We start from the raw sequence: 12685 nt of genomic DNA on the forward strand, positions 1-12685 counted from the left end.
GGGGGTCATTCTTGGTTGCTGAATGCAGCATCAAACCCTGCTTCGGGCAGTTTCCACAGCAGCGAGCGGACGTAACTTAGCGCCTGTCTGGCACCAAGCAAACGATCCATTCCGGCGTCTTCCCACTCAACTGAGATGGGGCCGGTGTAGCCAATAGATTTCAGTGCCCGGAACGCGTCCTCCCACGGTACGTCTCCGTGGCCGGTAGAAACGAAATCCCAACCTCGGCGAGGATCACCCCATGGTAGGTGTGAACCAAGAACACCAGCCCTCCCGTTAGGGGTGCGCATCCTGGTGTCCTTGCAATCCACGTGGTAAATCCGATCTTTGAAGTCCCAGATAAATCCCACTGGATCAATGTTCTGCCACATCATATGTGATGGGTCCCAATTAAAACCGAATGCCGAGCGGTATTCGATTGCTTCGAGGCTTCGCACCGAAGACCAGTAGTCATACGCAATCTCCGAAGGATGAACCTCGTGTGCGAATCGCACGCCTTGGTCATCGAAAACATCTAGAATTGGGTTCCAACGGGTGGCGAAATCTTCATAACCTGCTTCGATAACCGAAGCGGGAACCGGTGGAAATTGGGCGACGTAGGGCCAAATTTTTGAGCCGGTAAATCCCACCACCACGTTAACATCGAGCTTGCGGGCCACTCTGGCCGCGCGTTTCATATCTTCCGCGGCACGCTGGCGTACCCCCTCAGCGTCTCCGTCTGCCCAGGTGTATGTGCGCACCATAGCCTGATGGCGAAAATCAATGGGATCGTCACAGACGGCCTGACCAGTGAGATGGTTGGAGATTGCATAAACCTGCAATCCATACCGGTCCAAGATCTCCAGACGTGATTTCAGATAAATTGGATCTTCGTCGGCACGTTTAAGGTCTAGATGATCGCCGGAGGCAGCGATCTCCAACCCGTCATAACCCCAGTCCGCGGCCAACTTAGCTACGTGCTCGAAGGGAAGATCTGCCCATTGCCCGGTAAAGAGCGTTACCGGGTGGGTTGCGGGGTCGGTATTCATCGCAGGCTCTCCTAGGTGGTTTCGTGTGAGGATCGGGCGGCGGCTCGGGAATTGGCTAGTTCGTCGACTGCCTCGGCGGAAAGGACGTGCGAGATGACCAGCATGCTTGCACCACGGACACCGGCCATGTCTTTCGCCGTCGAGCCGCCGATGACCAGATGTTGGGTCGCCAAGGGTGTGGATCGGAAATAGACGACTTCACGTACTCCGGCGATGACGTGCTCGCCAGCGCGGGCCAGGCGTCCACCCAGGACGATTACCGAGGGATTGAGAAGATTGACGCACATGGCAAGCACTGCCCCGATATCGCGTCCGGCTTGCCGGAGCACTTGAATCGCGGCGGTGTTATTTTCCTCGGCGAGTTTTCCGACGTCGGATGCGGTCTGTACTGGATAACCTAGAACCGCCAGGTTTTTAGCTACCGCTGCCCCTCCCGCAAGAGCCTCTAAGCAACCGGTGTTTCCGCAGCTGCACGGTTTATCTTCTCCGCCGGGAACTTGCACATGGCCTAGGTCCCCAGCTGAGCCTTGAGCACCACGCTGCAGCTTGCCACCGCTAATGATGCCCACGCCGACCCCGGTCGCGACTTTCACAAAAATAAGGTTTTCGGTAGTAGGCCAAGACAGCGTTTTCTCGCCCAGCGCCATGATGTTCACGTCGTTGTCGACCAGGACCGGGACATCAAAGTGCTCTTGGATGGTGCCCGGGATATCGAAGTCGTTCCAGCCGGGCATGATCGGAGGTTTGGTGGGGCGCCCCGTTGAATGTTCGACCGGGCCAGGGACACCAATGGCGATGCCGGAAAGTGTATCTACACCGCGTGCATTACGTTGAAGTAGTTCCGTGAAGCTCTCCACGACCCATGTCAAGGTAGCAACGGGGCCGGCAGCGATGTCGACATCTGCGCGCAAGTGGTCAATGATGTTCCCGGCTAAATCGGTCAGCGCCAAAATGGCGTGCGCGGCTCCTAAATCGGCGGCGAGCACCGTGCGCGATGTCGGTGCGAAAGCAAAGTTTGACGGTGGCCTGCCTCCGGAAGACGCGCTGGCCCCGACGGTGCCGATGAGTTCGAGGTTAAGCAGTGCTTCTACACGTGCTGCGATGGTGGATCGCGATAACCCGGTGATCTGGGCGAGCTCCGAGCGCGTGCGCGGTTTGCCATCACGCAGAAACTGAAACAGTTCCCCTGCACCAGGTGCAGCGGTAGGTGGCTTGGGGGCTTTGATCGTCATGGCCATGACTCTAGTGAAACATACTCGGCAAAAGATGTTGTCCAGATCACAACTAATGACAATAATTAATCGACTTTTGCTCGACACTTATCAAAAGTCAGTGTAACGTCCATCACTATGAGCCACGATGAAGTCAACGGTGGGACGGGTGAGCAAGTTACTTTGCTCGAAATGCGGGGGATCGAAAAGCGATTCCCGGGCATCATAGCCTTGCAACAAGTCAGCTTCGGCGTCCAAGCCGGAGAGGTCCACTGCCTGCTGGGTCAAAATGGCGCGGGAAAGTCGACACTGATCAAAGTCCTCGCAGGGGTGCACCAGCCTAATGACGGAGAAATCCTGCTTGACGGCCAACAGGTCCGTTTTTCCTCTCCCGATGATGCGATCAAAGCTGGGATTGGAACGATGTACCAGGAACTCGACTTAGTCGAGTCGCTGACGGTTGCACAAAATATCTTCCTAGGACACGAAAAATCCCGAGGGGGATTCAGTTCCCATCAAGCTGAACAGGTCGAGGCAGCAAAGCTTCTTGCCAGGCTAGGCCACCAAGAAATATCGCCAAGTATGGAAGTCGGCGAGCTTTCGGCGGCCGGCCAGCAAATCGTCTCCATGGCCCGCGCACTGTCTCGCGAGGTGCGCCTTATTATCATGGATGAACCCTCTGCGGTCCTCGATTCCGAAGAGGTCCGCAACCTTTTTGACACCGTCAGAGCATTAACTGCCAGTGGGGTTGCGGTCATTTACATTTCGCATCGCCTTGAAGAAATCCGAGTCATTGGCGACCGCATCACGGTCTTGAAAGACGGCCGCGCCGTCGCCTCCAACCTAGAGGTCTCGCAGACTTCCAATGGTGAACTGATTACGCATATGACGGGCCGGACCATCAGCAATGTCTTCCCGCCGGTGGTCAGTCTTCCTGACGACGCACCAAACATTTTGCAGGTCCAAGAGCTGATCATCGCTCCCGGACAGGAACCACTCTCATTTAACGTTCGTGCGGGTGAGGTGCTTGGGTTGGCGGGGCTCGTTGGTTCCGGACGTTCGGAGATCTTGGCAGCCATATACGGCAGTACTAAACCCGTCTCCGGAGCGGTGCGCGTCGAGGGCAAACAATTGAGACCGGGTTCTGCGGTAGCCGCCGTCAAAGCAGGCATGGGTCTTTGCCCGGAAGAACGCAAAAGCCAGGCTCTGCTGCTCGACGACACGCTCATCTCGAACTTCACGCTCGCGAGTATCGGGCGCTACGGTACCGCGGGGTTTACCAGTGGTAAAAGCGAATACCAAGTCAGCATGGAACAGATCGACAAGCTCGAATTGCGGCCCGCAGACCCCACCCGCGAGGCCCGCACGCTCTCTGGCGGGAACCAACAAAAGATCGTCTTGGGTCGCTGGCTTTCCCACGGGTGCAAGGTGCTCCTGCTTGATGAACCAACGCGTGGCGTAGATGTCGGTGCACGAAGCGAGATCTATCAACTGATCTCGGAACTCTCCCGCGCAGGAATCGCGATCATCGTGGTGTCCAGTGAACTAGAAGAAGTACTCGGATTAAGCCATCAAATTCTGGTGGTTTCCGAGAACCGCATCGTGCACCGGGGCGCGGCAGCAGAACTGAGTGAACATCAAATTCTTGACCTTGTGATGGAAGGGACCACCCTATGAGCTCCGCAACTTCGAGCCACGCGCGGTCAGCGGTGCATAACCGGCCGCGACGCAGCGTCCTCAAATGGCTGCTCGATGCTGGGCTGCGCAGAAATATGGGGCTGATTTTTGCGCTGATCTTGTTGTGCGTAGTGGGCGGCCTCACCGCCGGAGAGCGGTTCGCTGACGTCAACAACATGATGACCATTCTGCGCCTGGCCGCGGTCACCGGCGTGGTCAGTATCGGGGCAACCTTTGTGATCACCATCGCCGGCATCGATCTGTCCGTGGGTGCGATCCTGGCACTCGCAGCAGTCTGGGCGACTACCTTGTCCGGGCAGATGTTCGCAGAGAGTACCTCTTGGATCTTTTTGCCCATCACCGCGATGGCCATCGGTGCCGCGGCCGGACTGGTCAACGGTATTTTGATCGCTTATGGCAAGGTCGTTTCGTTTATTACAACCTTGGCTATGATGGCCGCCGCACGTGGTTTGGCGGAGATTATTTCAGATAAGAAAACACAACTGATTTCGGTGGATGGATTTCTTCAGGCTATCGGTGGAGACCTTTTCGGAATTCCCACTATCGTGCTGATCTTTGTCCTTGTGGCGATAGGCGGTTGGGTCTTACTTAACCGCACGACTTTCGGACGCAGAACCTTCGCCATCGGTGGAAACGCAGAAGCCGCAAGGCTCGCAGGGATCAAGGTCGAACGTCACACCATGATCGTGTATGCGCTCGCCGGTCTATGCGCCGGAATCGGTGCTTTTATGCTCATGGCTCGTACCACCACCGGCAGTGCCACACACGGTACCGGCTTGGAGCTGGACGTCATTGCCGCGGTGGTTATTGGCGGAACTTTGCTCACCGGTGGCCGCGGCTCAATTTTTGGAACGGTGCTTGGTGTGCTGATCTTTTCCACACTGACCAACATTTTCGCACTGAACAACCTCTCGCTGTCGGTGCAACTGGTAGCTAAGGGCGCCATTATCGTGATCGCAGTGCTGATCCAGCGGCAGCTGGCGATTAGGCAGTCGAGAACCTGATTTACCTCAAGACTTTCCGTGCACCACTCGCAGTAACAATGATTCAAGGGAGAAGAAATGTTTGCCTCGGTTAAAGGTCCACGCAAGATGTTAGGTGCGGCCGTGTTGCTCGCAACCTCAGCATTTATGCTCACCGCATGCGTCTCAAATTCACCAGCACCCAGCAATGAAAATTCCGACGCCCAGAATGCCCCGGCAGCAGCCGGCGCCAACGCCGAAGAAGGCAAGAAGGTCACGATTGGTTTGTCGGTGCCCGCCGCGGACCACGGATTCATGGCTGCCATGACTGACCTCGCGGTGGAGACCGCGAAAGATTACCCAGACGTAGAGCTGAAGGTATCCGAAGGCACCAACGATGTCAGCGTACAGATCAGCCAGGTCGAGACGATGATCAATGACAAGGTCGATGCGATCGTGCTCTTGCCTTTCGACGGGGCTGCGTTGACCAAGGTGGCGCAAAAAGCCATGGATGCAGGCATCCCCGTGATCAACGTTGACCGTGAGTTCAGTACCGCGCAATCGTCACGAGTCACGGTGCTCGGCGATAACTATGGTGTGGGAGTCTCCGCTGGCGACTTCATCTGCGCCGAACTGGGCGACAAAAAAGACGCCAAAATCGGTGAAATACCTGGAATTGATTCCTTGCCACTCACCCAGGAGCGTAGTGAGGGGTTCAAGGATTCGCTGGCCAAATGCGGTCTTGAAGTTTCGAACCGGGTTCCAGCAGAGTTCACCGTAGAATCCGGTGAGCGCGCCGCCTCAAACCTGTTGCAAGCCGCACCTCATCTGGATGCAATCTGGAACCACGATGATGATCAGGGCGTCGGGGTGCTGGCAGCCATTAAAGCCGCAGACCGCAGTGAATTCTTTATGGTAGGCAATGGCGGTTCGGCAAATATGATGCGTGAGATTCAATCCGGAGATTCGGTGGTCAAGGCGACCACCGTATACCCGGCATATCAGGCTGCTGATGGCGTGAGGATGGCGCGCCTCGTTGCGCAGGAACGTTCATTGGAAGACCTGCTGGACATTGAAATTCCGCGCAAAGTTGTGCTGTACGCCGCAGTGGTGACCAAGGACAACGTGGAGAAGTATTTGCCTACAGCCTTTGAGTCCTAGACCACAGAGCGCAGCGAAATTAGTTCCATCAGAAGGAGAAGCAAATGCTCAGAACAGGATCGGCCCTTGGGGTTGCGGTGATTGGCCATTCGTTCATGGGCAAAGCCCATTCCCAAGCGTGGCGAAACATAAACGCCACCTACGATTCGACCCTGGTGAGCATGCGGGTGCTGGTGGGTTCTAACCCCACCAGCACCGCAGAATCAGCTGCCAAATATGGGTGGGAAGAATTTAGCACCGACTGGCGCGCGACAGTCCTCCGTGCAGATATCGACATTGTCGATATCTGCACCCCGGGAGCCCTGCACGCTGAAATAGCACTTTTTGCTTTAGCGCATGGTAAACACGTGGTGGTTGAAAAACCGCTGGCTAACACGCTGGCCGAAGCCGAGGAGATGAATGCGGCTGCGCGGGCGGCAGCCGAGCGTGGAGTTATCAGTATGGTGGGGTTCAACTATCGGAGAATTCCTGCCCTGGCCCTGGCGCAGCGATTGTTAGCCGAAGGGCGACTGGGCAAATTGCGACAGCTGAACATTCGCTACTACCAGGACTGGCTGGTCGATGATGCAGCTCCTATGACGTGGCGGTTGCGCAAGGATGAAGCCGGGTCCGGCGCGCTGGGAGATTTGGGTTCGCACGCGGTGGACCAGCTCAGGTTTCTCACCGGGGCGCAGATCAGCTCGGTTTCGGCGACCAGCCGAACCTTTGTCACCGAACGGACTGGGGACTCAGGGACAGAGCAGGTCAGCGTCGATGATGCGATCTGGGCGACCCTGGAACTGGATAATGGTGCGATCGCCACGGTGGAAGCCAGTCGGATGGCAACAGGCAGGAAGAATTCCCTGCGTATCGAGGTTTACGGATCCCAGGGATCCTTAGAATTCGACTTGGAGTCCATGAATTTTTTGAAGTTGTACGAGGCTTCGGGCGATACCGCGGAGCAGGGTTACAAATCGATTATGGTCACCGAGCCAGAGCATCCGTACTTAGACGGCTGGTGGCCTACCGGTCACGTACTTGGCTGGGCGGAAAGCTTTACCCATGAAATCCGGGATTTCCTGGCGGCCATTGGCAGTGGCATGCCGGCCAGTCCATCGTTCGCTGATGGGCTTGCAGTGCAGCAGGTGCTGGCAGGAATCGAAGATAGCGCGGTCCAAAGTGGTGTGCGGGTGCACATTGCAGGCCCAAATTAGCGAGAACCACAGGGAAAGAAATTCAAGTATCCGATTACCGGCGGGATCAATTTTCCAGTGGCATCATGCGCGGTGCCACGAATATTAAGCACGCAAAGACCATGCTCGGCGCCTCCGGAGCATGGTCTTTGCGCTGTTTGTGGCCCACGGGGTGGGCGGAGGTCTATCTGCGCAGCAAACGATCAAAGAAGGTTGGAGCGGAAGGGTTGATGCGCGCCCGCGGGGACATATCTGGATCCAGGTTTTCAATTGGCTGGAACATTCCCGTTTGCAATGCTGCGGTCGCGCTGAGGACTCGCGCTTCCTTGGGTGAGTAGTTGATGCTGGCCGGCTGGTTGGCGGTCATGGCGACCCTCCTTCTTGATTCTCTTCATTCCACAGTATGGAAGTTTAATTTTGTTCTACGGAACCATTATCTCCGGGTAGCTGGAGTCTTGGCAAGGGTTTACGCCCAAAAACTTCTTTCGACCGAAATCCCGGACAATAAATCACACTTCAAAAAAATAGTCTCGCCGAACCTCTTGACGGAAGTGGTGTGAGTTGGCTTACAGTTGTGGAACGAAGATTCCACGATCCAAAAACATCGAGTCGAAGCCGATAAACCATCGGTGGTAAGGGTGTTCAGCCGCCGGATTGTGGTGTAAGAAAAGAGCTGATCACCCAATGAACCTCGAAGAATTTAACAACCTCACCCAGGGGCAGGCCGCAGCTATTCTGCGCCCGTGCCTTGATGTGGAGCGTTGGATCAACGACATCGTTGCATCTCGTCCGTACGCAAGTACCGATGAATTACTCGCAGCAGGTTATCGAAGTGCTCAATCCCTGAGCGAAGCAGAGACCGCCGCCGCGTTGGCGCACCATCCAAGAATTGGTGAACGAGCCGATGGTAACTCGGCCGAAGCCACCCTTTCACGCGGTGAACAAGCAGACCTGCAGCTGAACGAGGACATTACCGCTCAGCTTTCAACGGCTAACCGCGCCTACGAAAACCGATTTAACCGGGTATTCCTTATCCGTGCCGCCGGTCGAAGCAGCGCCGAAATTCTAAGCGAATGCGAACGCCGTTTAGGCAATGACGATGACATTGAAGCGCGCGAAGTCGCCGAGCAACTGAGCGCCATTGCGCTGCTACGGCTAGAAAAAGCTGTCAGCAACTAAAGCCACCCCTTTGAACTAAGGAGTACTCCATGGATGAACAGACCGCGGAGCGCAGTCACATCACCACCCATATTCTCGACACCGGGACCGGGAGGCCTGCCTCTGGTGTTAAGGCCACGCTGGAAGCCAATTTGGCATCCGGCTGGCAAGAAATCGGATCCCGGATCACCGATGCGGACGGACGCATTAAGCATCTTGGACCGACTCAGGTTGAAATAGGCCGCTACCGGATTTCCTTTGAAACCGGCGACTATTTCGGGAAGCAGGGAACGGAAACTTTCTTCCCCGCGGTAAGCATCGAATTTTACGTTTCTGACGTTGCCGAGCATTACCACGTACCCCTTCTTATCAGCCCGTTTGCATATTCCACGTACCGAGGAAGTTAGAGTCATGACCGCACAAATCAACGCCCCCGCCGGAACTAAAATCGTCCTGGGTAGCAACCAGTACGGTAAAGCTGAAGTCCGCCTAGTGAAGATCACCCGAGACACCGACCGTCATCAGATCCAAGATCTAAACGTCACCAGCCAACTGCACGGAGACTTCGCCGCCGCCCACACCGATGGTGATAACGCCCATGTGGTCGCCACCGACACCCAGAAGAACACCGTATACGGTTTGGCCCGTGATGGAGTGGCTTCACCAGAAGAGTTCCTGAGTCGACTCGGTGAACACTTCACCAGCGAATTCGCTTGGGTTAGCGGAGGACGCTGGGCCGCGCAGCAATTCTTCTGGGATCGGATCAACGACCATGATCACGCGTTCTCGCAGAACAAGTCCGAGGTTCGCACCGCGGTCTTGGAAATTGCCGAGAACGGTGAGAAAAGTATTGTTGCAGGACTGGAAGACCTGACGGTTTTGAAGTCCACCGGCAGTGAATTCCATGGGTTCCCAGTGGATAGATACACCACCCTCAAGGGCACCACCGATCGAATTCTCGCCACCGATGTCACCGCCCGTTGGCGCTACACCCCGGAAGGTGTATCGGCCGGCATCGATTTTGATGCAGTATATGCGTCGGTGCGTTCCTTGTTGCTGACCCAGTTTGCGCTCACGCATTCCTATGCCTTGCAGCAGAGCATGTACAACATGGGCCAAGCGGTATTGGAGGCCCATCCGGAAATCGCTGAAATTAAGATGTCCTTGCCAAACAAGCATCACTTCCTGGTGGATCTTGAGGTTTTCGGCCAGGACAACCCGAATGAAGTGTTTTTTGCTGCTGACCGTCCTTATGGACTGATCGAAGCAACTGTCACCCGCGAGGGCACCGAAGCTAACCATCACATCTGGGCTAATATCCCTGCATTTATCTAATTCGACGTGAAAAGGGTGTGCCAGTGCTGGTACACCGGTACACCCTTTTGGCAGCGACTGACGTAGGAGGTCAGCCTTGAGCGCTACACACAATGAATCTATCAAAGCAGCACGCCCGGAAGACGCTAAATTACCTTTTGGAAAGTCGTTGGCCTACGGGCTTCAGCATGTATTGACGATGTATGGCGGCATTATCGCCCCACCTCTCATCATCGGTGGGGCGGCCGGTCTCAGCAGTGAAGAAGTAGGGCTCCTGGTCGCCAGCTGCCTATTCATTGGTGGACTTGCAACCATCCTGCAGACCATCGGCATTCCTTTCTTCGGCGCCCAACTGCCACTGGTTCAGGGCACCTCCTTCGCCTCCGTGGCAACCATGGTCGCCATCGTCAACGGTGGTGGAGGGCTTCCGGCTGTCTTCGGCGCGGTTCTGGTCGCGGCGCTCATTGGCTTTCTCATTGCCCCATTCTTCGCCCGAGTCATTAGATATTTCCCGCCGGTAGTCACCGGCGTGGTGATCACCATGATTGGCATTTCGCTGACCCCTGTAGCCGCAAACTGGGCAATGGGCGGAGATGCTAAAGCTGACGACTACGGATCACTGGCAAATATAGGTTTAGCAGCCGGTACTTTGCTGCTTGTTTTGCTGCTGTCCAAGGTCGGTAACGCAGCCATCTCGCGAATGTCTATCTTGATCGCAATCGTTTTAGGCACCGTCGGTGCCGCCTTATTTGGCATGGCCGACTTCTCTCAAGTGGGATCCGGGGCGATCTTCGCCTTCCCGCAGCCGCTGGCCTTCGGAATGCCGGTCTTTGAACTCGGTGGAATCATCTCGATGACCATCGTTGTCCTGGTTATCTTGACGGAGACGACCGCCGATATTCTTGCGGTCGGTGAAATCGCTGGTTCCCGCGTGGATTCCAAACGTATCGCCGACGGACTACGCGCAGATATGGCATCTTCCGCGGTAGCCCCAATCTTTAATACCTTCACCCAGTCTGCCTTCGCGCAGAATGTTGGTCTGGTAGCAATTACTGGGATCACCAGTCGCTTTGTTGTGGCTGCCGGTGGCGGAATCCTGGTGGTACTTGGACTGCTCCCAATCCTGGGTCGGGTAGTCGCGGCGATCCCCACGCCGGTTCTTGGCGGTGCTGGAATCGTCTTGTTCGGAACCGTGGCGGCCTCAGGAATTCGCACGCTGTCGAAGATTAAATATGACGGAATGAACCTGGTGATTGTGGCTGCGTCCATCTCCTTCGGTTGTATCCCCATCGTCAAGCCTGACTTCTATGCAAATTTCCCAAGCTGGTTCGAAACGATCTTCCACTCGGGGATCTCCTCGGCGGCCATTATGGCCGTGTTGCTGAACCTGCTGTTCAACGAATTCAAGTTCGGAAATTCCAAGAACTCTTCGGTCTTCTCTGCCGCCCCGCCACGTTTGGTGAAGCGCGAAGAGGTCTGCGGACTGATCGAGGGTGACCACTTTGAAGGTGGCAAGCTCATCGATAAGGAAGGCTATGAAATTCCCGTGGTGACACCCGACGAATTTGAACAGATTCAGACTGGAGCCATTGAAATGCCTGTACCCAAAGTCGCCAAAACACCGGAGCACTAACGGCGAAAATCCTATCGGCAAGCCCGATGTACAAGGTTGAAAGTACCAATGTTGGCAAGGTGCCCGCAGATGTTTATCTGCGGGCACCTTGCCTTGTTCTCAGACCGAGAAAACCCCACTATGTGAACAATATGGGAATTTATAGTCGGCGGGGCCCGTGGGGTTTGCAATAATGACGAATGTGAATACTTACCAGACTGACGCCGAGAGCTCTTCCAGCCGGCCGCCATCGATGGCGGACGTGGCAGCAGTCGCCGGGGTCTCCCATCAAACTGTGTCCCGGGTTTTGAATGATCATCCGAACGTCCGTGAAGGCACCCGGGTTCGGGTTTTGGAGGCAATTAAAGAGCTCGGATACCGACGGAACCTCGCCGCACGTGCCCTGGCTACGGCGCAAACACGCACCATCGGTATCTTGACCATTGGGAGCGAGTTTTTTGGGCCGCAGTCCACCGTACTTGCGGTAGAAGCGGCGGCTCGGGCCCAGGGGTATTTTGTCACGGTGACCTCCATGGACAGCTATGACATTGGCGCCGCGGTTACCGCGTTGAATCACCTCACCGACCAGAGCGTGGACGGCGTGGTGGTAGTTGCCCCCCATGATCAGGTCACCGAGGCTATCGATGAACTGAAGCTGAAGGTGCCGGTGGTCGTAGTGGCCGCCCGCACAAACGTTCCGGAGAATGATCCGGTGCACTACGTATATGTTGATCAGCGCGATGGAGCTCGGCAGGCCACCGAGCATTTAATTTCGCTAGGACACCAAAAAATAGTGCACGTTTCCGGCCCCACTGGATGGTTCGACGCGACCGAACGCAAGGTTGGATGGGCTGAGACCATGACGGCCGCGGGTTATGAAGCGGTGGAATTTCCCGCCGAGTCCTGGCTGGCTCCAAGTGGTTACGACGCGGGGGTTAGTCTTGCGCCGCGGGTAAAGGCCGGAGAAATTACCGCGGTTTTTGCATCCAATGATTATCTGGCCATCGGGTTATTGCGCGCCTTTTGGGAAGCTGGGGTATCGGTTCCGGAAGACGTGTCGGTAGTGGGATTTGATGATTTACAGATTGCCGAGTTCTATATTCCCAAGCTGACCACGGTGCGCCAGCCCTTTGGTGACGTGGGACGTGCAGCGCTCGCCGAGTTGCTCAATGATGATCCGGCGTGCTCTGGTCCACGGATGATCGCACCAACCATGATTGTGCGAGCAAGCACTGCGCCACCTGCGCGGAGCTGATCTGCGCGCTGAAGTAGGTAACTCAAACTTCTCCATGTGTTGCGCATCGCATTTTGTTAGCGCTAACATTGTGTGAGTGTTCCGGTTAGCCGTAGGACTTCACGCCCTCACGCG

The 12685-nt window shown here is 55.9% G+C and carries 12 protein-coding genes; 9 read left to right on the top strand and 3 right to left on the bottom strand.

Annotation, left to right across the window (positions count from 1 at the left end; genetic code table 11):
• Nucleotides 1–5 precede the first annotated feature (5 nt).
• The gene (locus tag VJ369_RS00100) at nucleotides 6–1028 is read right to left on the bottom strand and encodes a sugar phosphate isomerase/epimerase (protein ID WP_324090127.1); all 1023 of its coding nucleotides are present in this window, start codon (nucleotides 1026–1028) and stop codon (nucleotides 6–8) included.
• Nucleotides 1029–1039: 11 nt separating this feature from the next.
• The gene (locus VJ369_RS00105; protein ID WP_324090128.1) at nucleotides 1040–2266 is read right to left on the bottom strand and encodes an ROK family transcriptional regulator; all 1227 of its coding nucleotides are present in this window, start codon (nucleotides 2264–2266) and stop codon (nucleotides 1040–1042) included.
• Nucleotides 2267–2377: 111 nt separating this feature from the next.
• On the opposite strand from VJ369_RS00105, the gene VJ369_RS00110 reads away from it, so the two are divergent.
• From VJ369_RS00110 to VJ369_RS00125, 4 genes are read left to right on the top strand one after another with little or no spacing between them, the layout of a single operon-like run.
• Nucleotides 2378–3916 (top strand): sugar ABC transporter ATP-binding protein, encoded by a 1539-nt coding sequence (locus tag VJ369_RS00110; protein ID WP_324090129.1) that lies wholly within the window; start codon nucleotides 2378–2380, stop codon nucleotides 3914–3916.
• Nucleotides 3913–4941 (top strand): ABC transporter permease, encoded by a 1029-nt coding sequence (locus VJ369_RS00115; protein ID WP_324090130.1) that lies wholly within the window; start codon nucleotides 3913–3915, stop codon nucleotides 4939–4941. Before VJ369_RS00110 ends, VJ369_RS00115 begins: the two co-directional genes overlap by 4 nt.
• Before the next feature lie 57 nt (nucleotides 4942–4998).
• Nucleotides 4999–6060, top strand: coding sequence for a substrate-binding domain-containing protein (locus tag VJ369_RS00120; RefSeq protein WP_324090131.1), 1062 nt, complete (start codon nucleotides 4999–5001; stop codon nucleotides 6058–6060).
• Between the two features lie 44 nt (nucleotides 6061–6104).
• Nucleotides 6105–7253, top strand: a complete 1149-nt coding sequence (locus VJ369_RS00125; protein WP_324090132.1) for a Gfo/Idh/MocA family oxidoreductase — start codon at nucleotides 6105–6107, stop codon at nucleotides 7251–7253.
• 163 nt (nucleotides 7254–7416) lie between these two features.
• Here VJ369_RS00125 and VJ369_RS00130 read toward each other — a convergent pair whose 3' ends face one another.
• On the bottom strand, nucleotides 7417–7599 hold the full coding sequence (locus VJ369_RS00130; RefSeq protein ID WP_105676629.1) for a hypothetical protein: 183 nt from the start codon (nucleotides 7597–7599) through the stop codon (nucleotides 7417–7419).
• 317 nt (nucleotides 7600–7916) lie between these two features.
• Between VJ369_RS00130 and uraD the strand changes: the two genes are divergently transcribed.
• The 5 genes from uraD to VJ369_RS00155 all read left to right on the top strand — a co-directional run bounded on the left by uraD (nucleotide 7917) and on the right by VJ369_RS00155 (nucleotide 12571).
• Complete coding sequence (uraD, locus tag VJ369_RS00135; RefSeq protein ID WP_324090133.1) at nucleotides 7917–8411, top strand: 2-oxo-4-hydroxy-4-carboxy-5-ureidoimidazoline decarboxylase; 495 nt, start codon at nucleotides 7917–7919, stop codon at nucleotides 8409–8411.
• Between the two features lie 29 nt (nucleotides 8412–8440).
• A complete protein-coding gene (uraH, locus tag VJ369_RS00140; RefSeq protein ID WP_324090134.1) occupies nucleotides 8441–8797 on the top strand; it encodes a hydroxyisourate hydrolase in 357 nt (118 codons plus the stop codon).
• Nucleotides 8798–8801: 4 nt separating this feature from the next.
• Nucleotides 8802–9725: a factor-independent urate hydroxylase gene (gene pucL, locus VJ369_RS00145; RefSeq protein WP_324090135.1), complete on the top strand. Its 924-nt coding sequence runs from the start codon at nucleotides 8802–8804 to the stop codon at nucleotides 9723–9725.
• Nucleotides 9726–9801: 76 nt separating this feature from the next.
• Nucleotides 9802–11337: a nucleobase:cation symporter-2 family protein gene (locus VJ369_RS00150; RefSeq protein WP_324090136.1), complete on the top strand. Its 1536-nt coding sequence runs from the start codon at nucleotides 9802–9804 to the stop codon at nucleotides 11335–11337.
• A gap of 172 nt (nucleotides 11338–11509) precedes the next feature.
• On the top strand, nucleotides 11510–12571 hold the full coding sequence (locus VJ369_RS00155; RefSeq protein WP_324090137.1) for a LacI family DNA-binding transcriptional regulator: 1062 nt from the start codon (nucleotides 11510–11512) through the stop codon (nucleotides 12569–12571).
• Nucleotides 12572–12685: the final 114 nt, after the last annotated feature.

Source organism: Glutamicibacter sp. (genome assembly GCF_035257265.1).
In the GTDB taxonomy this organism is placed as follows: domain Bacteria; phylum Actinomycetota; class Actinomycetes; order Actinomycetales; family Micrococcaceae; genus Glutamicibacter.

Bases quoted from the DNA above. Each gene is read 5' to 3' on its own strand.
- VJ369_RS00100 (WP_324090127.1), bottom strand. From the start codon at position 1,028: ATGAATACCGACCCCGCAACCCACCCGGTAACGCTCTTTACCGGGCAA.
- VJ369_RS00105 (WP_324090128.1), bottom strand. From the start codon at position 2,266: ATGGCCATGACGATCAAAGCCCCCAAGCCACCTACCGCTGCACCTGGT.
- VJ369_RS00110 (WP_324090129.1), top strand. From the start codon at position 2,378: ATGAGCCACGATGAAGTCAACGGTGGGACGGGTGAGCAAGTTACTTTG.
- VJ369_RS00115 (WP_324090130.1), top strand. From the start codon at position 3,913: ATGAGCTCCGCAACTTCGAGCCACGCGCGGTCAGCGGTGCATAACCGG.
- VJ369_RS00120 (WP_324090131.1), top strand. From the start codon at position 4,999: ATGTTTGCCTCGGTTAAAGGTCCACGCAAGATGTTAGGTGCGGCCGTG.
- VJ369_RS00125 (WP_324090132.1), top strand. From the start codon at position 6,105: ATGCTCAGAACAGGATCGGCCCTTGGGGTTGCGGTGATTGGCCATTCG.
- VJ369_RS00130 (WP_105676629.1), bottom strand. From the start codon at position 7,599: ATGACCGCCAACCAGCCGGCCAGCATCAACTACTCACCCAAGGAAGCG.
- uraD (WP_324090133.1), top strand. From the start codon at position 7,917: ATGAACCTCGAAGAATTTAACAACCTCACCCAGGGGCAGGCCGCAGCT.
- uraH (WP_324090134.1), top strand. From the start codon at position 8,441: ATGGATGAACAGACCGCGGAGCGCAGTCACATCACCACCCATATTCTC.
- pucL (WP_324090135.1), top strand. From the start codon at position 8,802: ATGACCGCACAAATCAACGCCCCCGCCGGAACTAAAATCGTCCTGGGT.
- VJ369_RS00155 (WP_324090137.1), top strand. From the start codon at position 11,510: ATGACGAATGTGAATACTTACCAGACTGACGCCGAGAGCTCTTCCAGC.